The organism is Haliea sp. E17 (assembly GCF_048323675.1).
Classification (GTDB): Bacteria; Pseudomonadota; Gammaproteobacteria; order Pseudomonadales; family Halieaceae; genus Mangrovimicrobium.
In genome coordinates, this window is sequence record NZ_JBLWFK010000005.1 from 425,428 (window position 1) to 446,888 (window position 21,461).

The window sequence follows — 21,461 nt, forward strand, 5'->3', positions numbered from 1 at the left end:
CCCCGTCACTTAAGCGCTTTGATACCATCAGTGGCCTGACCCAGCAGACGAGCGGGGTAACCAAGGCCGTGATTAAAAGCGAAAACCCCGGCCACCCCGACGGTCTCCGCACGTAGGGACTGATGCCGTTTGCAGCGCCATCTCCACTATTTTTATGGCGTACCCTGTGATGTCGATTTCACCCTTGCGGTGCCTGCACCGGGGGTGCCTGAACCACCCGCTTGCGCCTCGCCAGCGGACGTTGTAACCCTCAGTCGCAGTGCATGCGCTATCCCTGAATCACCGCTGGAAGCCGAGCGTTTCGCCGTGGTCGAGCATGGCCGCGAGGTCTGGTTTTCCAGTGACATCGATCATTGGGGCGTACCCAGGACGGGCCAGCGCTACCGCTTTAGTGTAGCGGGTGTCGCCAGTTTTGAATGGGAGGGCCAGGGCAGCGAGATTTTCTACTCGCCCCACGGTGAGGAAAATCCCGGGCCGCTCGGTTTCTGGTTCATCCACATTTTCCTGCCCTTGTACCTCGCGCTGGTGCGCGGCTACCATTTTTTTCATGCCGGGGCGGTGCGGATCGACGGCGCAGCCGTGCTATTTTTTGCCCCTTCGATGGGTGGAAAGTCCACGCTCGCCGCCGGTTTTCTCGAGCGCGGGCACAAGTTGCTGTCCGATGACAAGGTAGCCGTGGTGCAGACCGGTCAGGGGTTTTATGCCTTCCCCTCACACCCGCACCACCGGCCCTACCGGCGCAATGAAGATCTCGGTATACCGATCCCCCGGTTCTGCACAGCCGCCGAGCCGATCGCCGCTGTCTATATTCTCGAGCGGGGCTCACCTGACGGGCCAGTGACGTTTTCCGCGCTCTCGGGTTTTCGCAAATTCGAGGAGTTATTGCCGAGTTATCTGTTCAACTTTGCAGGTCTGCTGCAGACGCGAACCGCCTATCTAGCCAGGCTGGTCGATGCCCTCCCGGTCTATCAACTCCGGCGTCCGTGGAGTCTGGCGCGTACGGACGAAGTCTGCACAGAAATTTGTCACCACCTGCGCTCCCTGGCACCTGCCCCGGCTTGAATCCAATGCCTTATGGCCCGCCAATTTCCACCACCCGGTCCGCCAGCGCCAGGCTCGCCGGCCGGTGGGTAATCAGGATCACCGTCCGGGTCTGCAACAGCTCCCGGCTTTCTGCGATAAACGCCTCTTCGCCCGCCGGGTCGAACATCGCGGTGGCTTCGTCCAGCACCAGGATCGGCGGGTCCTTGAGCAGGGTGCGGGCCAGCGCCAGTCGCTGCCGCTGGCCGCCGGAGAGTCGGACGCCCTGGTCGCCAATCACGCTGGCGTAGCCCTCGGGCAGGGCGCTGATGAAAGCGTGCGCGTGCGCCGCGCGGGCGGCAGCTTCGATAGCGGCAAAGTCTGTCGCCGGGCTGCCGTAGGCGATGTTCTCCGCCACGCTGCCATTCAGCAGCAGGACGTGCTGGGCGACCAGGCCGATCTGCGAGCGCAGGCTGTCCAGGGTTACTTCCCGCAGGTCGACGCCGTCGATCAGTACCCGGCCGGACTGTGGATCGGCGAAGCGCATCAGCAGGTGGGCGAGGGTGGATTTGCCCGCGCCGTTGCGCCCGGTGATCGCCACGGTTTCACCGGCCCGGATCTCGAGGGAAAAATCCTGCAACACCGGAGCGCGCCCCGGGTAGGCGAATGTCACGCCGTCGAAGCGCACATGGCCCTTTACCGGTCGCAGTTCACGCTCTCCCACATCCGCCGGCTCGGGTTGCTCCGCCAGGAACTCCAAAATGCGTTCGGCGCTGCCGCGGGTGCGTTGCACCTGGCCGTAGACATTGGCGAGGGTCTGCAGGGGCGCAATCAGCAACATCGCATACAGCAGCAGGCTCACCAGTTCCGAGGCCTGCAGCCGGCCGGCATCGATATGGGCAGTGCCCAGCCACAGCAGGCCAATCAGGCCCAGCCCGCCGAGGCATCTGATCGTCGGACCCAGGGCGGCACCCAGCCGCAATTGCTGCAGGCTGACGCCGAGCAGGGTCTGGTTCGCGGTGTCGAAACGCGCCTGCTCGTGGGCTTCCCGGGTGAAGGCCTTGATCGCCGGCAGCATGCCCAGGTTCTCCTCCACCACCGAGACCATGGCGCTGTTGGCCTGCACCCAGTCGCGGGACAGCGGCCGCAGGCGGCGGCCGATCATTTTCATCGCCAGTACGTAGGCCGGCGAGAGGCAGACCGCAAGCAGGGCGATGGTCGCGTCCAGCCATAGCATCAGCAGGAACGCGCCGCCGAAGGTGGCGAGTGCGGGCAGCAACTGCACCAGGGTCTGGGTGACAAACGAGGCAATGATGGCGGCGTCGCTGCTCAACAGGGTAAGCGTCTCCCCCGCCCGGCGTTGCTGGTGATAGCCCAGCGGCAGGGACTGCAGGTGCTGGTAGAGGCGGGCACGCAAGGCGGCGGTGATCTGTTCGCCGGTGCTGCCGATGTGGTAGCTGCTGAAGAAGCTGACCACGCTGCCCGCGGCAATGATACTCACCCAGATAGCCAGCAAAGCCTGCGGCGCCAGCCCCGAAGCGCTTTCACCGACGACGCTGGCGACGAGCAACCCGGCCAGCCACGGGTTGGCGAGGGCGAGCAGGCTGCCGCCCAGCAGCAGCGCCACCATCAATCCCAGGGCGCGGCGGTGGGGGGTAATAAAGGGGAGAAAATCTCGAAAGCGCACAGCGGTTCAGTGTGGGGGCAGGCCGGTCATCAGTTATTCTGCTGATCCTAAATTATAGGCCTGACCCCATCTAGCCCTTTTTGCTAGAGTTTCGACCAGGTCAATTATCGTGTCGTGGTGGCGGTTGTGGGTTCACCCCTGAAAAAATTCCTGGCGCTGGACTGGCGCAGCCAGCTGCTCGCCGGCAGGATCTGGGCAATGCTCGGGTATTACCGGGCGGCCATCCTGCTCAGCAGTTTCCAGCGGCTTTCCAGGCAAATGCAGCACGCCCGGGAAGAGCCGCCCCGCGTCCGCTGCAACGCAATGCAACTCGCGCGGGCCGGGCACCTCGGCTACCTGGTGGCCGCCACCGCCCGCACTACCCCCTGGCAGAGCAACTGTCTCGTCCAGGTGCTGGTGTTGCAGCAGCTGCTGCAGCGCGAGCAGATTGGAGGCCGCCTGTACCTGGGCGCCTGCCGGGATGCAACCAGTGGTGAGATGCTGGCCCATGCCTGGCTGCGCTGCGGTGACACCGTCGTCAACGGTGGCGGCGCCCACGAACGTTTCGCGGTGCTTTCCACCTACTGTTGGGGGGAGGGCGATGCCTGAACTGATTGTCTACAGTACGTCAGTACTGTTTTTCGCCCCCTCCCACTCCATCACCGGCCCATTGGAGTTGCCCCATGCGCCTGACCCGCTTCGCCATCCTTTTGAGCCTCGCTTGCGCCGCATTTGTCTGGGCGCGCTTTGATATCGAGGACGGCTACGATGCCTTTGCGCGCGGCGACGTCAACGGCGCCGTGGCGATCTGGAGGGAGCTGGCCGAAGCGGGCGACACGACCGCCCAGTTCAACCTCGGCCAGCTGTACCGCGCCGGGCAGGGCGTGCCGCAGGACGACCGCGAGGCCTATCGCTGGTACCTGATGGCAGCGCAGGCCGGCATGGTCAGCGCGCAGCACAACCTGGTCCTGATGTACGAGGAGGGGCGGATTTCGCGGCGGGATATCGCGCCGCTGCTCGGCACCAGCAATCTGTTGTTGCCGCAGTTCGACCCGAATCACTACCTGGTGCAGGTGCTCACCAGTTCCGACCGCGGCGCGCTGGATGCCTATATCCAGCGTTACCTCGAAGCGTTGGCGGAACCGCTGGTGATCCAGCTGGAGGTTGACGGCAAGCGTTGGTACGCGCTGATGCTTGGCCCGTTTGCAACCGGTGCGGAGGCGCAGGCGGCGCTTGCCGCACTGCCGGCGGAGGTGCGTGCCCTGGGCGGCTGGGTGCGCAAGGTGGGCACGGTGAAGGCGTTGTCGGTTGAATCGGCAGAAACGGCGGGGCCGGGGCGGTAAATCGCACTGTGTTGCGCCCGGCCTGGCATCCTGCCCGGCCCGGGAAAGCCCGGAGGAATTGTGCCGGAGGTCGCGTTTCTCGCGAAAAGGCTGGTTTTCCGCCAGCGTAGTCGGCAAAATTAACGTACTTGCTTTTGTATTGGGCCAACCAGGGAGACAGGTAATGATGAAAGCCCTGCAACATATTCTGCTCGCCAGCATGCTGGCCTGTACCAGCCTCGCCGCCACTGCACAGGGAGAGGACGCCGCCGCCGCGGTCGCCGCCGGCCTGCAGCAGGGCAGCAGTTTCAGCGATATCATCCGCAGCCTGGTGGGCGAGCCCCACGACCTCACGCTGGCGGAAGCCACGGTCGCCGCCATGAATGCGGGCGGCGCTGCCAACAGCGTCGACTTCGTCAATGCCGGTGTGGCCCTGGCGGGTAACCTGCCGCAGGCGCAGGAAGTGGTGAACGCCGTACGCGCCGCTGCTGGCGAAACCGCCCCGGAAGCCCTGGCGGCCACCGCCGCACTGCAGGCCTATGTCCGCGTGATGCCCCAGCCGGAGGTGTATGAAGACAACTACTCGGCGACCGGCGGTGCCGTGTTGCAGGGCGGGGCCACGGGCGGAGGCGTCAGCACGGCGTTCTGATACCGTGGCAGTCCAATGGAGGCAGCCCCCGGCTGCCTTTTTTATTGCCTGTTGAACCTGCTGTGAAACTGCGACCCGAATCCCTGCTGTTTGCCGGCTACTGCGCGCTTCTGGTCTGGGCGCCGCTGCCGTTTGCCTCCTACCGGCCCTGGGCCGCCGCCTTGCTGACGCTGCTTGCGGGCCTGCTGTTCGCCGGCTGGCTGCTGCTCTATTGCGCCGGCGGTGCGCGCGTCAACCCGGGGGTCTGGCGCTACGCCCGCCTGCCGCTCGCCCTGTTGCTGCTGGTCCAGGCCTGGGTGCTATTGCAGACCGTGCCCCTGCCCCGCGCCCTGGTGCAGTGGCTCTCGCCGCAAGCCTACGCCTGGCACATCCGTGAGGGCTGGCTGACCCTGTCACTGGACCCTTCCGCCACCCGCGCCTACCTGCTGCGCGGCCTGACTTTCACCGTGTGCTTTTTCCTTACCCTGGCGCTGGTGAACTCCCGCGAACGGCTGAAGTTGCTGCTACAGGTGCTGGTATTCAGCGGAACCTTCCAGGCGGCCTACGGCACCCTGATGGTGCTCAGCGGCCTGGAACTGGGCTTTTTCGTCGAGAAATACACCGGCAAGGGTGTGGCCACGGGTACTTTCGTCAACCGCAATCACCTCGCGGGCTACCTGGTAATGTGCCTGGCCGCGGGTATCGGGCTGCTGCTCTCACAGCTTGCCACCACCGCGGCGCAGGGCTGGCGGGAGCGCCTGCAGCGCTGGCTCGCGCTGCTGTTGAGCGCCAAGATTCGCTTGCGTATCTACCTTGCGGTGATGGTGATCGGCCTGGTGCTGACGCGGGCGCGCATGGGAAATGTGGCCTTCTTTACCGCACTGGGGGTGGCTGGGGCCGTCGCGCTGTACGCCGGCGGGCGTTTTTCCTGGCGGGTGGTGGCCTTCCTCGGCAGCCTGTTGCTGGTGGACCTGCTCATCCTCGGGCAGTGGTTCGGCCTGGACCGGCTGGTGGAGCGCCTGGAGCAAACCAGCCCGGACAGCGAGGCGCGGGTTTTTTCCAGCGCCTATACCTTCGACTATATCCAGGCCTTTCCGCTCACCGGCTCCGGCGGTGGCTCTTTCTACGGGATCTTCCCCAATTTCCAGCACCCTTCACTGGAAGGATTCTACGTGCACGCTCACAACGATTACCTGGAGTTTGCCGCAGAACTGGGTGTTCCGGCGACGCTGGTGCTGGCGCTGGTCGTCCTGCTGGCCCTGCACAGCGCGTGGCGGGTGCAGTGCCGGAGCGGCGCGCCGCTCGAGCGCGGGGCGGCTTTTGCCGTGACCATGACGGTCTGTTGGGCCGCCCTGCACTCGCTCTCCGACTTCAACCTGCAGATTCCCGCCAACGCGCTGACCTTCGTGAGCATACTGGCGACGGCCTTTGCCTGCCGCGCGCTACCGGGCCGCGATTGCGCGCCCGGGCGGTGAATTCCGCGATTCCTCGCAAAAATGCCACACTAACGCCCTCTTTTGTGAGAAGTTTCAACGTTTTGCACTAGGAATTGCAGCGGTTTTCCCTATAATCGAATAAGCAATCCGTCGTTTTATATTACAAAACTGTTTCAACAGGACTTTCCCATGCAAAGGAATGCCGAGCGTTATTCGTTCCTGGCTTGTGTAGCCATGCAAAGTCTTACAATCGCCTCCGAGGTGAACGCGGTGGAGCCTGCCAACATGGCGGTCGGCCCGGTGTACCTGACGCCAACCGTAGAAACCAGCCTCGGCTATGTCGACAACTTGTTCCGCTCGTCCGATGACGAGAAGAGCACTGGCGTGAGTGAAATCAAGCCCAAACTACAGGCCTGGCTGCAAAACGGCCTGAATACCTACTCGCTCACAGTTGGCCTGGCGGATTACCGCTACTTCGACAGCAGCGCCGACGACTTTACCGACCTCACGCTCAACCTGGATCTTCACCACGAGTTCAACGCGCGCAACGTGGCTAATGTGTTCGGTGAATACAGCAAGGGGCACGAGGAGCGTGGTACCGGCCTGGCGGAAACAGGTATTTCGCAGCAGCTGATTTTCGACAAACCGGTGAAACTCGACCGCACCATCCTGGGCGGCGACTACACCTACGGCAGCCAGTTATCCAGTGGCCGCCTGAAACTGGCGGCAAAGGCTACCGACCACGACTACCAGAACTTCGAGCAGTACACCCAGTTCCGCAGCCGCGATCTCTACGACTACGCGGGCACGTTCTTCTGGAAGGTCGCGCCGAAGACCGACCTGCTGCTGGAGGCCCGCTACGCCGACGTGCAGTACAAGAAGGACAACCCGCTGGACCGGTTTGGCAGCCTGGACAGCGAGGAGTACAACTACTTCATTGGTGCCGAGTGGGCGGCAACCGCGAAAACCTCCGGCAGCATCCGCCTGGGTATGTTCGACCGCCAGTACGACTCCGACGCCCGCCAGAACGACGACGGCTTCTCCTGGGAGGCGGACATCACCTGGCAGCCGCGCAGCTACTCCTCGTTCAACTTCGAAACCCGGCGTTTCACCCAGGAGACCAACGGCCAGGGCAATGCCGTAGACACCAAGGATGCCAGGCTCTCCTGGAACCACGGCTGGAACAGCCGCACCCAGACCGACCTCAGCTTCGGTGGTGGGGTGGAGGACTATACCGGCTCCGCGCGCAAGGACGATGTCTATACCCTGGATGCGCAGCTCAGCTACGCCCTGCAGCGCTGGGTCGACCTGGGGCTGGGCTACCGCTGGGAGGACCGCGACTCCTCCAACCCATTCTTCGACTACACCCGCAACTACATTTTCCTGGAAGCCGGGTTCAGCCTGTAATGGCGGCCCGCCTGGCACTGGCCGCACCGCTGTTGATTATTGCCCTGGCGGCCTGCTGGCAGGCAACTTCCCTGCTGCGGCAGGATTTCAGCTACGCCGCCGCCATGACCGAGGTCGGCTTCTGGGGGCGGGCCGATTACCGGCCGGCCCCGGCGGCCATCGAGCGCACCGGGCGCGGTATCGCAGCCCTGTTACAGCAGGCCCCGGCCAACCCCGAATACCATGCCCTGCAGGCCAGGTACCTGGCCTGGCGGGGCTACTGGGCGCAGGATGCCGAGGTGCGGCTGCGCCTGGACGCGCGCGCGCTGCAAGCCCAGTACCGCGCCCAGCAACTGCGCCCCGCCCACCGACAGGGTTGGCAAAAGGTGTTAGAGTATGCCTCGCACACCCTGGATGGCGCCGCCGCCATGGCCGAAGCGTCAAGGCGTATCGCGGTGTTGCAGCCCGCGGCCTGATCCGCGCCGACGTGCATTTTTAACGATTGAGGCTCCCGTTTCATGTCCAGGCGTTTCACGCTGTTTCTGTTCTTCCTGTGCACACTTTGTGTTGGGCGCGCTGCACTCGCCGAAACGGCGGGGGGCTACAGCCTGAATGCCGGCGACTCAATCAGTATTCACGTTTACGGCGAGCCCGACCTGAGCTTCGACCGCATGCTGATCGGCCAGAACGGCCGCATCTCCTTTCCCTTCCTCGGGGAGCTAGTGGTGGCCGGCAAAACCGCCGCGCAACTGCAGCAAATGCTGGTCGATGGCCTGCGGCCGAATTACCTGGTGGACCCCCGGGTATCGGTAGCCATCGTCAAGTACCGCCCGTTTTTCGTCAACGGCGAAGTGAAATCCCCCGGCGGTGTCGACTTCCAGCCCGGACTGACCCTGCGCAAGGCGGTCTCCCTGGCCGGCGGCTTTACCGAGCGGGCCAACAAGAAGCAGATGCTGCTGATCTCGGGTACGGACCCGGAGCTGAAGGAGCAGGAAGTCGGCCTTGATTACAATATACAGCCGGGCGATATCATTACCGTGCAGGATACTTTCTTCTAGATGAACCAGATGTCTCCCGTGCCCCCACAGACGCAAGCACCCCTCCTGCAGCCCGCAGCGGACGACGATTTCATCGACCTGGGCCGGTTGTTCCGCGCCGTGCTGCGCTACAAGTGGGGCATTCTCGGCCTGGCCTTTGCCATCACCCTGCTTACCGGGTTGGCGGTGTTTTCCATGCAGCCGGTGTACCGGGCCACCGCCTCCATCGAGCTGGAAAGCGCGCAGGCCAACGTGGTGGGTGTGGAAGACGTGTACGGCCTGGACACCGGCAACTACAACTACACGCAAACCCAGTACGAGATCCTGAAAAGCCGCAGCCTCGCGGAGCGGGTGGTGCGCCGGCTGCGCCTGCACGAGCACCCGGTGTTCCTGCCGGAAGACGGTGAAGAGGAGGACGGCGGTTTCAGCCTGGAGAGCCTGCTGCCGGCCAGCAAGCGGGAGCCCCCGCCGCAACTCAGTGCAGAAGAGCGCGAGGAGCAGGCTATCCAGGCCGTGACCAGCGCCGTTGCCGGTGGCCTTTCGGTGGCGCCGGTGCAGTACAGCTATATCGTGTACCTCAGTTATGAATCCACCGACCGCAAGCTGGCGGCGGCCGTGGTGAACGCCATTGCCGAGGAATTTATCGCCAGTAACCTGGAGAACCGCCTGACCGGCACCCTGCAGGCCACCGACTGGCTGGACACCCGGATGGCGGACCTGAAGCAGAAGCTGGAGGAGAGCGAGAGCGCGCTGCAGGAATTCCGCGAGCGGGAGGGGCTGGTGAGCGTGGAGGGGCGGACCAGCCTGGGCAACAGCGAGTTGGCCATTCTCTCCCAGCGGCTGGAGGAGGCGCGGCGCCAGCGCATCGAGGCGCAGGCCATTCGCGAGGAAGTGCAGGGCATGGGCGACGCCAGCACCGACGAGCTGCTGACCATTCCCGCGGTGCTGAACCACAGCCTGATTGCCGACATCAAGCGCGAGCAGGCCGGCGCCGAACGCCGGGTGGCGGAGCTGGCCAAGCGCTACGGCCCCATGCACCCGAAGATGATTGCCGGCGAGGCAGAGCTGGAGGAGGCGAACGCCAACCTGGCGCGGGAGGTGCGCAAGGTGGTGTCCGGCATCAGTCGCGAGTACGACCTGGCCCTGCGCAACGAGCGCCAACTGGAACAGACCTGGGAAGCGAGCAAGAGCGAACTGCAGGACTTCAACCGGGTTGAGTTCCGCCTGCAGGAGCTGCAGCGGGAGGTAGACACCAACCGGCAGCTGTACGACATCTTCTTTACCCGCATCAAGAGCGTGAGCGAAACCGGCGGTTTCGAGAAGCCCCATGCGCGCATACTCGACCGCGCCATGGTGCCCGGCTGGCCGGTGAAACCGAACAAGAAAATGAGCGTGATGCTGGCCTTGATTCTCGGCCTGATGCTGGGCTGCGGTATCGCCATATTGCTGGATATCCTGGACAACACGGTGAAAACGCCGGACGACGTGGTGGACAGGCTGGGCGTGCCGCTGCTGGGTACCCTGCCGAAACTGAAGACCGACAGGGACGGCAACTTCCCCCAGTTCTGGCAGAAGCCCCAGGGCCAGTACGCGGAGGCCATTCGCACCATCCGCACCGGGGTGGTGCTCTCGGGCCTGGACGAGCCGGCGAAGGTCATCCTGGTGACCTCGACCGTGCCCGGCGAGGGCAAGTCCACCACCGCGCTCAACCTCGCATCCGCCCTGGGCCAGATGGAAAAGACCCTGGTGATCGGCGCCGACCTGCGCCGCCCCAGCCTGGCCAAACGCTGCGACCTTCCCGCCAACCATCCCGGGCTCAGCCACTTCGTTTCCGGCACGGTGGACCTGAAACAGTGCATCAAGAAGGTGGGCGCCATGCAGCTTTTCGTGATGCCGGCGGGGATTATTCCGCCCAACCCGCTGGAGATGGTGAGCTCGCGCCGCTTCGCCGAGGCCATCGATTTCCTGCGCGGCCAGTTCGAGCGCATCGTGATCGATTCCGCCCCGGTACAGGCGGTGAGCGACGCGCTGGTGCTGGCCAGCTACGCAGATTCCGTGGTGTACGTGGTGAAGGCGGACAGCACCCCCGCCACCGCCGCACAGAAGGCCATTGCCAGCATCGTGGCCAGCAACGAGCCGCTGACCGGCGTGGTGCTGAACCAGTTCGACATGAGGAAGGCCAGCAGGTATTCCTACGGCGGCAAGTACTACCAGTACCAGGAGTATTACCAGAGCAAGGAGGAGCCCGCGTAGCCCTGGCAGGCACATACCGATAACTACCCGCATGCCCGTGCCCGCAAGCACGGGCCCAGGCAACGCAGCGTGACCCGCGTATGATAGACCTGCACACCCACCTGCTACCCGGCATCGACGACGGGCCGGATACCCTGGCGCAGAGCCTGGCGCTGTGCCGCATTGCCGTGGCGGCGGGCACCACCCACGCGGTGGCCACGCCGCACATTCACCCCGAGCGCTGGAACAACACCCGCGAGATTATCCGGCGCGCCTGCGGCGAATTGCGGGCGCAGCTGGTGCAGCAGGGCATCCCCCTGCAACTGGGCTTTGCCGCCGAGGTGCGCCTTTCGGAGCAGATCATCGAGCAGCTGATGCGGGACGAAATACCCTTCTACGGCGAGGTGGACGGCTTTCGCATCATGCTGCTGGAATTCCCCCACGGGCACATTATCCCGGGCTCCGACAAGCTGGTGCGCTGGCTGCTGGCGCGCAACATCCGGCCCCTGATTGCGCACCCGGAGCGCAACAAGCAGGTAATGCGCGACCCCGATTCCCTGCTACCCTTCCTTGAGGCCGGCTGCTGGCTGCAGGTGACCGCGGGCTCGGTGATCGGCAGCTTCGGCGAGCGGGCCGAGGCGGTGGCGCACCAGTTACTGGCAGAGGGCAAGGTGGCCGTGGTAGCCAGCGACGGCCACAACGATGGCCCCCGGCAACCGGCGCTGCGCCTTGCCTTCGACGCCATCTGTTTGCGCTATAGTGAAGAGACTGCACGCAGCCTGATGTGGCACACCCCCGCCGCCATCACCGCGGGACAGTTCGCCGCCATGGAGGACACGACACAATGAAGCAATGGTATGCCGTGCAGACCAAACCCCGGCAGGAACACGTGGCCCGGGAAAACCTGCAGCGCCAGGATTACACCACCTACCTGCCCATGATTCGCCAGCGCAAACAGCGGCGGCAACGCTGGACCCAGGTTTCCGAGCCGCTGTTTCCGCGCTACCTGTTTATCCATGCCGACGCCGGGCAGCAGAGCCTGGCCCCCGTTCGTTCCACCCTGGGCGTTATCGCGCTGGTGCGCTTCGGCCAGCTCCTGCGGCCAGTGCCGGACGCGGTGATTCACTACCTGCGCCAGGCGGAAAATGCGGAGGCGGGCGAACGCGTGGACGACAGTTGGCCGCATCGCCCCGGTGACCCGGTGCAGGTACTGGCGGGTGCCTTCGCCGGCCTTACCGGGATTTTCCAGCACCCCGTTGGCGAGGAACGAGCAATTCTTTTGCTCGAACTGCTCGGCCGCCAAACCCCAATAGCTATCGAACTGGACGCGCTGGGCGCTACCTGAAAGAGGTAAGCAGGGCACTCCTGCCCCGCCAAGTTGCACTCAATTCACTCTTCGTTCTTCACATTGTCACAAAGCTGTGTTCAACTGTTGAACAAATCATAATAAACAACCCATTCCCGGCCATGCCCATACCAGACGGGTAGGGCGGTAGCGTGTCCAAAATGCTAACTGAAGAAGCCCACTACAAATTATTGCGCCTGCTGGAAGCCAATCCGAGTGCAACCCAGCGTGAGATCGCGAAAGAGCTGGGTGTGAGTCTGGGCAAGGTGAACTATTGCCTGCAGGCCCTGGTGGAGAAGGGGCACGTGAAGGCCAAGAATTTCAAGAACTCGCAGAACAAGGCTGCCTATCTTTACCTTTTGACTCCGAGAGGCGTGCGGGCAAAAGCCGGTATTACAGCCGCATACCTGCAACGGAAACTTGATGAGTATGAGGCATTGCGCGGGGAGATCGAGGAATTGAAAGCGGAAATGGCGAGTGATACATGATCGATAGGGAGTGGATCTTCCATCCAGACCGGAATGTATTAAGACTTGGGATTTAGCAGCAAACTGCCGTCCCTGAAGTTGGGAGTTCTTTTCGACGAAAGTTGCGGGTTTGAACTAATGCCACACACGCACAAACCAACAAGCAAGAGTCAGCATTTTTTTGGCAGATAAGAAAAACTTTGTTATCAAGCGTTCAAATCAAGAATTTGGATGCTTATTATCGAGATCATGGGTAATTGATTAAAATAAGAAAATCTGTGGCTCGCGAGTTCGGGAAAACGTTTTTTCGTTCCCGCGAAGGCGGATATCGAGAGAAGGTAGCACTGCCTACCATCTAACTGAAGAGATGCAGTCATCTGTCTCGAAATGACTCAACATTTAATGCCCTTATATTCAACTTATTAACAAACTAATGGAAACCACCGTCAAACCGCACTACTCACCACCCCTGGAAAGGGTCGCAGTGTACCCAAACAATAAACAAATAAAGCGCTCCATAAGTCCCAGCTTCTACTAATCCAAATCGACGAGGGCGCCCAGCGAGAAAGAGCCTATGAACTCAGCATCAGCCTGGAGAAGTTTAGCTATGACCTGGGGCCTTTGGTAGGGAAGAGTCACATCAAGGTCAACAACTCTAAGAGCTCTCCCTGCGAGGTAGCTTGCTCATATTTGTTGATCCCTAAAGGCATCAAAGCCAAGAAGCACTACCGCCAGATAGCTGTAGTGAAAGATGCATGAAGTTGAAAGTTTGCAAAACGAACTCGATGAAATAAAAGGCCGACCTTTTGTGATATGCACTAATCCGCGTTTCTCAAGCGATTTTTTCTGAGTTTTATCGCTATAAAAGGTCTGAAAAAATTGTTCCTGAATTCCTTTGGTTTGACTTCAAATGGGGCGTGGTCTTGAGGAAAGCTTTCGTAATAGCGAACCAGTGACCATTTCGCTCAGACAACCTCTTTTGGAGCATGTCCCCTGTATTTTTAACAATGGAACAAACTAAACTTTCGGTAAAATTCTAAATGGGTGATAGTTCACGCATTTTTAGACAAACTACAATTGCGAATCTATTGATTTCAATATTCACTGCGGTAGTTAGCATTGTTTTGTCGAGATGGTTGGGTCCTGCAGGCAGAGGCGACTACGTTTCGCTATTTGCTGTCTACAGTTTGGTCGTGAATTTTTCGCTATGGGGTTTGCCCGTTTACTTAGCAAAAATTTCGTCGAAGGAGCAAGAGCTAGCATCAAAGAATTCAAACAACATAAGCGAAAAGGGACTACCAATTATTGGGTTGTGTCTCATCGGCGGGCTATTGTCCGGAGGTATCTTTGTGCTGTTAGACGGCATCGGATATCAAATGTTCGCTGACGAAAAGTATATTCTAATTGGTATTTTATTCGTCACTACAAATATTGGAACCGTTCTCTTTTTGTCGATCTACCTCGGGCACAAAAAATGGATTGAATACAACCTGTTTAGGGTCGTCTTTTTTCCTGCGTACATGATTGGATTGGCCTGGATTCATTTTTATTCAGGAATTGAAGTGTTAGAAGCATTTATCTGCATGATTGGTGTAAATTTATCACTTATTCTTTTTCAGACACTGAGCTGCATAAGAAGGAAGCAAAATTATCTCCGCTTGGATTTTGGATATGTAGCAAAATTGTACCGAAATTCGACCCCGTACGCTCTAAACTCGATACTTGCCGTCGCGTTTATACAAAGTGATTACCTTGTTGGAGGATATGCAGTAAGCAATGAAGAGCTAGGGGTTTGGGCGGCTGGGAAAACGCTAGCTGCCCTAGTATTTCCGATAACCCATGCAATCAATACTCTTACATTTGCCCACTATATTCGTGACGCGAGTTCGATAAAGCATGAAAAATTCTATTCTTCTGTAAGACTAACGCTTTTGATTTCTGGGTTCCTATTCGTTGTATTGTGGGCTTGTAGTGAATTTATTATAGGTATATTTTTCGGACCAAAATTTTTTTCGTCCCTTACAGCTGTTGCTATGATCCTGGTCGCTTCTTTCGCGATGATTACTGCCGACGTGGTAGAAGAGCGGCTAAAGGGTGAGGGTAATCTTCAACCTACAATTCTAGCTAGGCTTATGGCGTTACTATCGATGATATTTTTGTCCCTCATGATGAGCCCCCATTACGGGTTTGTTGGCTTTGGACTAGCATATTTATTTGCTCATCTATTTCGCTGTGTGGTGCTGCTCGTAACTGTGCTAAAGGGAGATGGTCTAACTGTCACAAAAATTATTCCGTCAAAGGAAGATATCTCATTGGTATTGAGCCTACTTACGAAATCAGGAAGACAATGACTATAACGAACCTACTTCTTTGAGGCCTATGTAATGGTCTCTGATCAAAAAGTTTTTGTGAATTTAGACTATAGCCCCGAGATTGCTAGTAGACTTCTAGATAGTAAAAGTGACCGGGCTCCAAAGTGGTTTGTCTCGCCGTTAGAGTTTGCAGGATACGAAGTTTGCTATTGCCGCAATCCAAGCATCGAGGTGATCAAGTCTTTTCTTCGAGGTGTGAGACCTCGTTTGCTTTGTTTCAATCCGTCTCTGGCATTTCTCGTTGTGGCATTATTGCCACTTCCGATGGAATTGTATTCTCTATATCAGTGGCGGCCATTTTCCCGTTTAGGTTTCCTTAAACGGAGTGCTGTAAATATCATTTTGTCTAGATCTAAAAAAATAGCCGTTTATGAGCCAGTCGCCGCTAGATATCTGCGCCGACTATTCCCTCGTAAAGAAATATCGCAGATTGGCCTATTCACAGATACTGATTACTTTCGCGCTCGAGAGGTATCAGATGAAGATCTAGAAAAGTACTTATTTGTTCCTGGCGACCATTTGCGTAACGAAGAATTGTTAGGCGAGATTGCCATAATGACGAGAATGAAGATTCTTAGAGTGACGAGAAACAAGCATGTTTATAGAGAGATCAAAAGACTCAACGCAGCTAGCATTGAAGTAAAATTCAATGTTAGTTATGAAGAACTTCGTAGACTTTATCAAGACGCTACATATGTACTTATACTGTCTGATAGTAGCGAAATTCCAACTGGGATTACTACATTGTTTGAGGCGCTAGCATGCAATAAACATGTCATTATCAATGGTGGAAAAAGCTGTTCGATGTTTGGCAATAGTGGCTGTGAGCCGATTTTAAAATTACCAAAAAGGTATTCAGCAAATGAGGTTTTTGAAGCCGTTTCTTTACTCAATCGGTCGATTCAGCCTTGCAAGAGCTATTCGAACTCTTCAGGAAGAGCATATGTAGAAAAAGAATGCTCAATAACAGCAGTTTCTGAGGACTGGAAAAGACTCTTTAACGAAAAGCATTGATAATGATAATAGTTTTCTGGGTAATCATTATTCTACTATTGTCATATTCTGCATCGCAGAAGAATGGCTTTTATCATACCCCCTTTTTTATGTGCGCGATTGTTGCCCTATATATTGGCCCACAACTAACTGCCTTCAATTCAGCAGAATCATTCCAATACTATGATGAGATTGCCACGTATATTATTCTGACTATTGCAAGTCTACTATTTGCCTACATGGGCTTTTACTATAGAAAAAAAGTTGCTGCTCCAAAAAAAAATAGTCTTTCCTCGAGTTCATTAAGTCACTCCCATATGGCCCTTTGCGGCATCGTTCTCACTGCAATTTCCGCATTCTCTCTTTGGAAACTATCCTCGCTAAGCGGAGGTTTTTCGAACTTCCTTCTAACACGAGGGGCAGACCTAACTTGGGAAGGGCTCGCGGTACAGTATGTTTTTTTTGTTCAATTTGTCTACCTGGCGGTTCCACTTCTTCTTGTTTCGTGGAGTAGAACCGGTCGTCGTTGGTATTTGATTTTTTCCATGATTTCGATGGTGATACCTGTAATCTATGTTGTCCTATTCAATAGGAGATTAGTGTTTTTCATACTTGCTTGTACCGTTTACATGTTTCTCTTTTTTGAGAAAAATGTGAGATTTAGTCGCGCTTGGATGATTTTCTTTTCTCTGGTAGCCCTATTAGTCATAAATTCTTTTCCCCAGTTTCGATCCATTGATTTAAAAGAACTTTTTGACAGCGGGAATACACCGAAAGCGTCGATGGTTCAGGTGAGCAGTGGTTATTATGGTGAAACGAAAAATGGAGTGTTGATGGTTGGCGCTGCTAAGGATAATCATGAACTTGGTCTGGGTGCCGGATTCTTAAAGACTCTGATTAGAGACTACGTTCCCAGTTCCGTACTTGGAAGAGAGTTCAAGAAGGACTTATTGGGCCAGCCAATACCGTGGAATATAGTGCATTGGAAATATGGATATTTGATTCCTTCGAATGAGTTTATTACCGGGGTGTCGTGGCTTTTCTTGGAGTTCGGCTATTTGGGAGTTGTTTTCTGGTTCTTCTTGGGGAGATATATGGCAGTGCTGTGGAATCGGGCCTGTGGCAGTCGAAATGAAAAGTCTGTGATTTTGTACATAGTACTCACAGTACCAGCGATGATTGCGGTGGCGTATACACCTGGAAATGCTCTTTCAATGATATTGAGGTCCTACATTATTTTGTTTTTGGTCCTGTATTTTTCCCAGCATGGCCGCGACAAACGTACAAATTTGGATATAAGAGCCTAATAAATTTGCGATTAGTGCTGGCGAAAAACGTGAAGAACATGAAAAACATGAAAAAGTTGAAATATGATGGAATTGATCTTCTGCAGGCGGCTCACCGAGCGGTTGCGCTAGTCAGGGGTATTATCTGGAGTGCCTACGCTAAGGTTTTACTTAAGAACTTCAGGTGTGGATCGAGTATGAGTTGCTTTGGTTGGCCTAAGCTGCATTATAGGAATGGATCAATTTCACTCGGTAGCTTTTGTCACTTTGGATCAGGTGTTCTTAAAGCTGGGCCGAATGGTAGCTTAATTGTCGGGGATAGGGTTATGCTGAACAGCGGCTTCGTAATTACTAGTGATGAAATGGTAACAATTGGAAATGATGTAATGATTGGTGAGTATGTGAGTATTAGAGACTCAGATCACACATACTCAGATATAGAGATTCCAATGAATCAACAAGGCATTACTACATCACCAGTTAAGATTGAGGATGACGTTTGGGTTGGTAGAGGTGCGGCAATACTGAAAGGAGTTACTGTCGGAAGAGGTGCAATTGTGGCTGCGAATTCACTAGTAAATAAAAATGTAGAGCCGTTCTCAATAGTAGGAGGGGTTCCCGCAAAACAGATATCTTCGAGGGTGTTAACAAAGGAAATATCCGCTTGAAGTTTTATCTAAACTAGCTCAGTGAATTCATCACAAGATTATCAACGCTATGCAAACAGCAGCTACCGTTAAGATAAATTACTTCTTCCGTAGATTTCGGGCATTTCTTGGAAAGGGCTGGGTAGTACATAAGCGAGAGATTGTAGTTTCAAATGTCGATGAGCGTTCACCTTCGCCAATATTTATAATTGGTACACATAGATCTGGTACGAGTTTACTTAGAAGAATAATTGACTCTCACCCAGCAATTGCTTGCCCCCCAGAAAGTTTTTTCATGTCACATTACTTTTCTCTGATTAGCGACGATGAGGCGAGTATAGGTTTTGATAATCTTTCGATCAGCCATGATTCTGTACGACAGGTATTGGCTTCACAGTCTTCATATTTCCACGAAGCATATAGAAAAGCCAAAGGTAAGAGTCGATGGGCAGACAAGACGCCTCAGTATTTTGAATACTTGAATGAGATAGATCAACTTTTTGCACCTGATGTCGTTTTCGTAAATATAATTCGTAATCCGCTAGATGTCGCCTATTCCATCTGGTCGAGGAAGTGGGATGTTGTGAGAAAAGATGGAGATTACCTGGATAACGTGTGTAAATACGTGGCGAGAGCTGGTCTCAAACAGCTAGCTTTTTTTGATCAAACCTCAAGCCGATACGTGAAGCTTAGATACGAAGATCTAGTAGAAAATACTAGAGTAGAGTTAGAAAGAGTTATCGAAGTTATCGGCGAGCCGTGGTGCGATGAGATCATGAATTTTTCAAGGATTCCGCATGATTTTGGCACTGAGGATCCGATCGTCCGTGGTACTAAAAGAATTCAAGGAAGTACTGGTAACTGGCGCGCATGGAAACAGTCTCAATTGAATTGTGCAGTCAAAAATCTAAAAGATTTGATGATTGCGACAGGTTACGCTATTCCAGAATGACGGCGATCTGAAGAGTACATCTGTGGTGGGTGAACTTACTCATGGCGTTGAGATTCGCGATCCTAGTCGTATCGCAGTTATAGTGGATAGGATATCCCCATATCATGCGGCGCGTATTGACGCGTTGGCTAGAGTGATGGATACAATTTTGATTGAGATTGTATCCATGGATGAAGTCTATTCTTGGGAGAAAGTCGTTACAAATGACTCGGGTTTTGAAACCGTCACTCTGTACGAGCAAAGAATGGATAAGAGTGCGTTAGGTGATCTAGAGATACGCTTAACCGAGGCATTAGAAAAAAGAGAATTGCACGCGGTTGCGATTCCGGGGTGGTCAGAGCGTTATTCGATATGCGCTCTGCTCTGGTGTAAAAAAAATAGCGTTCCAGCCATTTTAATGTCCGATAGTACTGAACTGGATGAGAGACGAAGGTGGTACAAGGAATGGATTAAGTCTTTAATACTCAACTATTTTGATGCCGCATTTGTCGCTGGAAGTTCGCAAAGACGTTATTTGGAGAAATTAGGGTTTTCCGAGAATCGTATTACCGAGGGATACGATGTTGTCGACAATATGCATTTCTCTATATCTCGGGAGTTTCACCAAGGCTTGGTACCTGCCTTAGGAAACAAGAAGTACTTTTTAGCCGTCTCAAGATTTGTGCCCAAGAAGAACATTACCACTTTAATACGTGCCTATAGTATCTATGCCCGGGATATGGATGAGTCATTGGTCTGGCCGCTGGTACTGGTTGGTGACGGGGAGCTTCGGCCAACTATTGAGAAGCTTTTGTTAGATTTAGGGATAGAGGATCTGGTATATCTGCCTGGATTTATACAATACGGAGAGTTGCCTAGCTATTACTCCAATGCAGGGACCTTTGTCCATGCAAGTATTTCAGATCAATGGGGTCTGGCTGTGAATGAGGCTATGGCTTCTGGGCTGCCGATTTTGGTTTCTGAGCGCTGTGGTTGTGCAACTGATTTGGTTGAGGATGGGAGAAATGGCTTCAAGTTTGATCCTTTCGATGAGAATGAACTGGCTAGCCAAATGTTGCACGTTACATCTATGAATGATCAAAGCCGTGACGCTTTAGGGGGCGCTAGCAAAGATATTATCGACAGATGGACCCCAGAAAAATTTGCCGATGGACTTCGGCAGGCAGTGGATATTGCTACAGTAGCACCAGGGCGGAGACTACATTTGATTGATCAACTATTGCTTCGTTTAGTTTCTTTGCGATGAAAGTTGGGTTATTAACTGCGTCTTCTTCAAGGCAGGCTGGTGGATTATTTTGGGCAGTGCCGTCATTAGCTAGGCATCTACAGGATGCGGGGTGCCAAGTGCGGGTTTTTTCTGGGCGCGATTGTTACTCAGAAAAAGACCTCTATAAGTGGGCAGGGATTCCACTAAATGTTTTAGATGCCGTCGGGCCTCGTTCCTTCGGATATCTGCCTGGTCTCAAAGAAAGATTGGCTTCAGAATCTCTAGATATTCTGCATACACATGGGATATGGATGTATCCGTCGATGGCTACTTTTCGGTGGGGGAAGCATTCAAGAAAACCGTGGGTGATTTCACCACATGGTATGCTCGATCCTTGGGCAGTCAATAATGCTCGCTGGAAGAAACGTGTGGCTGAGTTTATTTATGAAACTCGTCACCTGAAAGGGGCTTCGTGTCTGCACGCGCTTTGTAATGCCGAGGCCGACGCTATGCGTGCTTATGGATTGAAAAATCCAATTGCCGTGATTCCCAATGGTGTAGAATTGCCTAAAGATTTCGGCGATATTCCTGAGCCGGAATGGGCAAAAACTCTACCCAAAGACACAAATGTACTTTTGTTTTTAGGCCGTCTCCACCCGAAAAAAGGACTATCCAATCTTTTGCACGCGTGGTCACTGGCAAAACCCGTTTCGAAAGGGCAGTGGATTCTAGCGATTGCTGGCTGGGACCAGAACGAACATCTCTCAGAGTTAGTATCCATGACTTCTCTGCTTGGATTGGAGCATAGCGTACGTTTTGTGGGGCCGCAGTTCGGAATTGATAAATCTGCAAGTCTACTAAGGGCGAATGCTTTTGTACTTCCATCGTTCAGCGAAGGATTGCCTATCGCTGTTCTTGAGGCTTGGGCTCACGGGTTACCTGTATTGATGACGCCACAATGCAATCTCCCGGAAGGTGTATCTGCGGGAGCAGCATTGTCAATGGAGCCAAATGTGGATGCAATTCAAGAAGCACTGTGTTTGCTATTTGATATGAGTCATAAGGAGCGTGAGAGGATGGGTGCGTTTGGCCGCAGTCTCGTTGAGAAGCGTTTTACTTGGAGCTCTGTCGCCACAAGAATGTCTGCGGTTTACGAGTGGGTGTTGGATGGCGGCTCTATGCATGATTGCTTGAGACTGCAATGAAACGGCTCGAGCCAGCAAAAATTACAAACAAGAATCGTATTGCTCGCGTTTTGTGGGGAGTTACTTGGGCTTTGCTTTACCGTCCATCACCAAAAGTTTTACACGGTTGGAGGAGTTTCCTGCTCAGGTTGTTCGGCGCAGATATCGGACGTAAAGTCCACCCATACCCATCATCCAAAGTATGGGCGCCATGGAACCTACGAATGGGAGACTACAGTTGTTTGGCGGATGGTGTAAATTGCTACTGTGTAGCGCAAGTT

Annotated in this window: 20 protein-coding genes; 19 read left to right on the forward strand and 1 reads right to left on the reverse strand. The window is 55.2% G+C overall.

Annotation, left to right across the window (positions count from 1 at the left end):
• The first annotated feature begins 129 nt into the window (after positions 1-129).
• The gene (locus ACNKU3_RS15370) at positions 130-1,062 is read left to right on the forward strand and encodes a hypothetical protein (RefSeq protein WP_418260392.1); all 933 of its coding nucleotides are present in this window, start codon (positions 130-132) and stop codon (positions 1,060-1,062) included.
• Between the two features lie 10 nt (positions 1,063-1,072).
• Here ACNKU3_RS15370 and ACNKU3_RS15375 read toward each other — a convergent pair whose 3' ends face one another.
• Complete coding sequence (locus ACNKU3_RS15375) at positions 1,073-2,707, reverse strand: ABC transporter ATP-binding protein (RefSeq protein WP_418260393.1); 1,635 nt, start codon at positions 2,705-2,707, stop codon at positions 1,073-1,075.
• Positions 2,708-2,833: 126 nt separating this feature from the next.
• Between ACNKU3_RS15375 and ACNKU3_RS15380 the strand changes: the two genes are divergently transcribed.
• The 18 genes from ACNKU3_RS15380 to ACNKU3_RS15465 all read left to right on the forward strand — a co-directional run bounded on the left by ACNKU3_RS15380 (position 2,834) and on the right by ACNKU3_RS15465 (position 21,201).
• Complete coding sequence (locus tag ACNKU3_RS15380; RefSeq protein WP_418260394.1) at positions 2,834-3,295, forward strand: lasso peptide biosynthesis B2 protein; 462 nt, start codon at positions 2,834-2,836, stop codon at positions 3,293-3,295.
• 74 nt (positions 3,296-3,369) lie between these two features.
• The gene (locus ACNKU3_RS15385) at positions 3,370-4,029 is read left to right on the forward strand and encodes an SPOR domain-containing protein (RefSeq protein WP_418260395.1); all 660 of its coding nucleotides are present in this window, start codon (positions 3,370-3,372) and stop codon (positions 4,027-4,029) included.
• Positions 4,030-4,192: 163 nt separating this feature from the next.
• Positions 4,193-4,657 (forward strand): hypothetical protein, encoded by a 465-nt coding sequence (locus ACNKU3_RS15390; RefSeq protein WP_418260396.1) that lies wholly within the window; start codon positions 4,193-4,195, stop codon positions 4,655-4,657.
• Positions 4,658-4,719: 62 nt separating this feature from the next.
• Entirely contained in the window at positions 4,720-6,111 is a 1,392-nt protein-coding gene (locus tag ACNKU3_RS15395) for an O-antigen ligase family protein (RefSeq protein ID WP_418260397.1), read from the forward strand.
• Between the two features lie 195 nt (positions 6,112-6,306).
• A complete protein-coding gene (locus ACNKU3_RS15400; protein ID WP_418260398.1) occupies positions 6,307-7,479 on the forward strand; it encodes an outer membrane beta-barrel protein in 1,173 nt (390 codons plus the stop codon).
• Positions 7,479-7,934, forward strand: coding sequence for a hypothetical protein (locus ACNKU3_RS15405; RefSeq protein WP_418260399.1), 456 nt, complete (start codon positions 7,479-7,481; stop codon positions 7,932-7,934). The genes ACNKU3_RS15400 and ACNKU3_RS15405 overlap by 1 nt, the downstream gene beginning before the upstream one ends.
• 42 nt (positions 7,935-7,976) lie before the next feature.
• Positions 7,977-8,516 (forward strand): polysaccharide biosynthesis/export family protein, encoded by a 540-nt coding sequence (locus ACNKU3_RS15410; protein ID WP_418260400.1) that lies wholly within the window; start codon positions 7,977-7,979, stop codon positions 8,514-8,516.
• Complete coding sequence (locus tag ACNKU3_RS15415) at positions 8,517-10,748, forward strand: GumC family protein (protein ID WP_418260401.1); 2,232 nt, start codon at positions 8,517-8,519, stop codon at positions 10,746-10,748.
• An 80-nt stretch (positions 10,749-10,828) separates the two neighbouring features.
• The gene (locus ACNKU3_RS15420) at positions 10,829-11,575 is read left to right on the forward strand and encodes a tyrosine-protein phosphatase (RefSeq protein WP_418260403.1); all 747 of its coding nucleotides are present in this window, start codon (positions 10,829-10,831) and stop codon (positions 11,573-11,575) included.
• Positions 11,572-12,072: a transcription/translation regulatory transformer protein RfaH gene (rfaH, locus tag ACNKU3_RS15425; RefSeq protein ID WP_418260404.1), complete on the forward strand. Its 501-nt coding sequence runs from the start codon at positions 11,572-11,574 to the stop codon at positions 12,070-12,072. Before ACNKU3_RS15420 ends, rfaH begins: the two co-directional genes overlap by 4 nt.
• Before the next feature lie 161 nt (positions 12,073-12,233).
• The gene (locus ACNKU3_RS15430; protein ID WP_418260561.1) at positions 12,234-12,560 is read left to right on the forward strand and encodes a MarR family EPS-associated transcriptional regulator; all 327 of its coding nucleotides are present in this window, start codon (positions 12,234-12,236) and stop codon (positions 12,558-12,560) included.
• Between the two features lie 1,019 nt (positions 12,561-13,579).
• Entirely contained in the window at positions 13,580-14,890 is a 1,311-nt protein-coding gene (locus ACNKU3_RS15435; RefSeq protein WP_418260405.1) for a lipopolysaccharide biosynthesis protein, read from the forward strand.
• A gap of 33 nt (positions 14,891-14,923) precedes the next feature.
• Positions 14,924-15,925, forward strand: coding sequence for a hypothetical protein (locus ACNKU3_RS15440; protein ID WP_418260406.1), 1,002 nt, complete (start codon positions 14,924-14,926; stop codon positions 15,923-15,925).
• A gap of 2 nt (positions 15,926-15,927) precedes the next feature.
• Positions 15,928-17,211 carry a hypothetical protein gene (locus ACNKU3_RS15445; RefSeq protein ID WP_418260407.1) on the forward strand — a complete coding sequence of 428 codons (1,284 nt, stop codon included), beginning with the start codon at positions 15,928-15,930 and terminating at the stop codon, positions 17,209-17,211.
• Positions 17,212-17,249: 38 nt separating this feature from the next.
• Complete coding sequence (locus tag ACNKU3_RS15450; RefSeq protein WP_418260563.1) at positions 17,250-17,858, forward strand: acyltransferase; 609 nt, start codon at positions 17,250-17,252, stop codon at positions 17,856-17,858.
• Between the two features lie 49 nt (positions 17,859-17,907).
• On the forward strand, positions 17,908-18,789 hold the full coding sequence (locus tag ACNKU3_RS15455) for a sulfotransferase family protein (RefSeq protein WP_418260408.1): 882 nt from the start codon (positions 17,908-17,910) through the stop codon (positions 18,787-18,789).
• 148 nt (positions 18,790-18,937) lie between these two features.
• Positions 18,938-20,035, forward strand: a complete 1,098-nt coding sequence (locus ACNKU3_RS15460; RefSeq protein ID WP_418260409.1) for a glycosyltransferase family 4 protein — start codon at positions 18,938-18,940, stop codon at positions 20,033-20,035.
• Positions 20,032-21,201, forward strand: coding sequence for a glycosyltransferase (locus ACNKU3_RS15465; protein WP_418260410.1), 1,170 nt, complete (start codon positions 20,032-20,034; stop codon positions 21,199-21,201). The genes ACNKU3_RS15460 and ACNKU3_RS15465 overlap by 4 nt, the downstream gene beginning before the upstream one ends.
• The last annotated feature ends 260 nt before the right edge of the window (positions 21,202-21,461 follow it).

Bases quoted from the DNA above. Each gene is read 5' to 3' on its own strand.
- ACNKU3_RS15450 (WP_418260563.1), top strand. From the start codon at position 17,250: ATGAAAAACATGAAAAAGTTGAAATATGATGGAATTGATCTTCTGCAG.
- ACNKU3_RS15445 (WP_418260407.1), top strand. From the start codon at position 15,928: ATGATAATAGTTTTCTGGGTAATCATTATTCTACTATTGTCATATTCT.
- ACNKU3_RS15465 (WP_418260410.1), top strand. From the start codon at position 20,032: ATGAAAGTTGGGTTATTAACTGCGTCTTCTTCAAGGCAGGCTGGTGGA.
- ACNKU3_RS15440 (WP_418260406.1), top strand. From the start codon at position 14,924: ATGGTCTCTGATCAAAAAGTTTTTGTGAATTTAGACTATAGCCCCGAG.
- ACNKU3_RS15420 (WP_418260403.1), top strand. From the start codon at position 10,829: ATGATAGACCTGCACACCCACCTGCTACCCGGCATCGACGACGGGCCG.
- ACNKU3_RS15405 (WP_418260399.1), top strand. From the start codon at position 7,479: ATGGCGGCCCGCCTGGCACTGGCCGCACCGCTGTTGATTATTGCCCTG.
- rfaH (WP_418260404.1), top strand. From the start codon at position 11,572: ATGAAGCAATGGTATGCCGTGCAGACCAAACCCCGGCAGGAACACGTG.
- ACNKU3_RS15415 (WP_418260401.1), top strand. From the start codon at position 8,517: ATGAACCAGATGTCTCCCGTGCCCCCACAGACGCAAGCACCCCTCCTG.
- ACNKU3_RS15430 (WP_418260561.1), top strand. From the start codon at position 12,234: ATGCTAACTGAAGAAGCCCACTACAAATTATTGCGCCTGCTGGAAGCC.
- ACNKU3_RS15385 (WP_418260395.1), top strand. From the start codon at position 3,370: ATGCGCCTGACCCGCTTCGCCATCCTTTTGAGCCTCGCTTGCGCCGCA.
- ACNKU3_RS15455 (WP_418260408.1), top strand. From the start codon at position 17,908: ATGCAAACAGCAGCTACCGTTAAGATAAATTACTTCTTCCGTAGATTT.
- ACNKU3_RS15400 (WP_418260398.1), top strand. From the start codon at position 6,307: ATGCAAAGTCTTACAATCGCCTCCGAGGTGAACGCGGTGGAGCCTGCC.
- ACNKU3_RS15390 (WP_418260396.1), top strand. From the start codon at position 4,193: ATGATGAAAGCCCTGCAACATATTCTGCTCGCCAGCATGCTGGCCTGT.
- ACNKU3_RS15435 (WP_418260405.1), top strand. From the start codon at position 13,580: ATGGGTGATAGTTCACGCATTTTTAGACAAACTACAATTGCGAATCTA.
- ACNKU3_RS15410 (WP_418260400.1), top strand. From the start codon at position 7,977: ATGTCCAGGCGTTTCACGCTGTTTCTGTTCTTCCTGTGCACACTTTGT.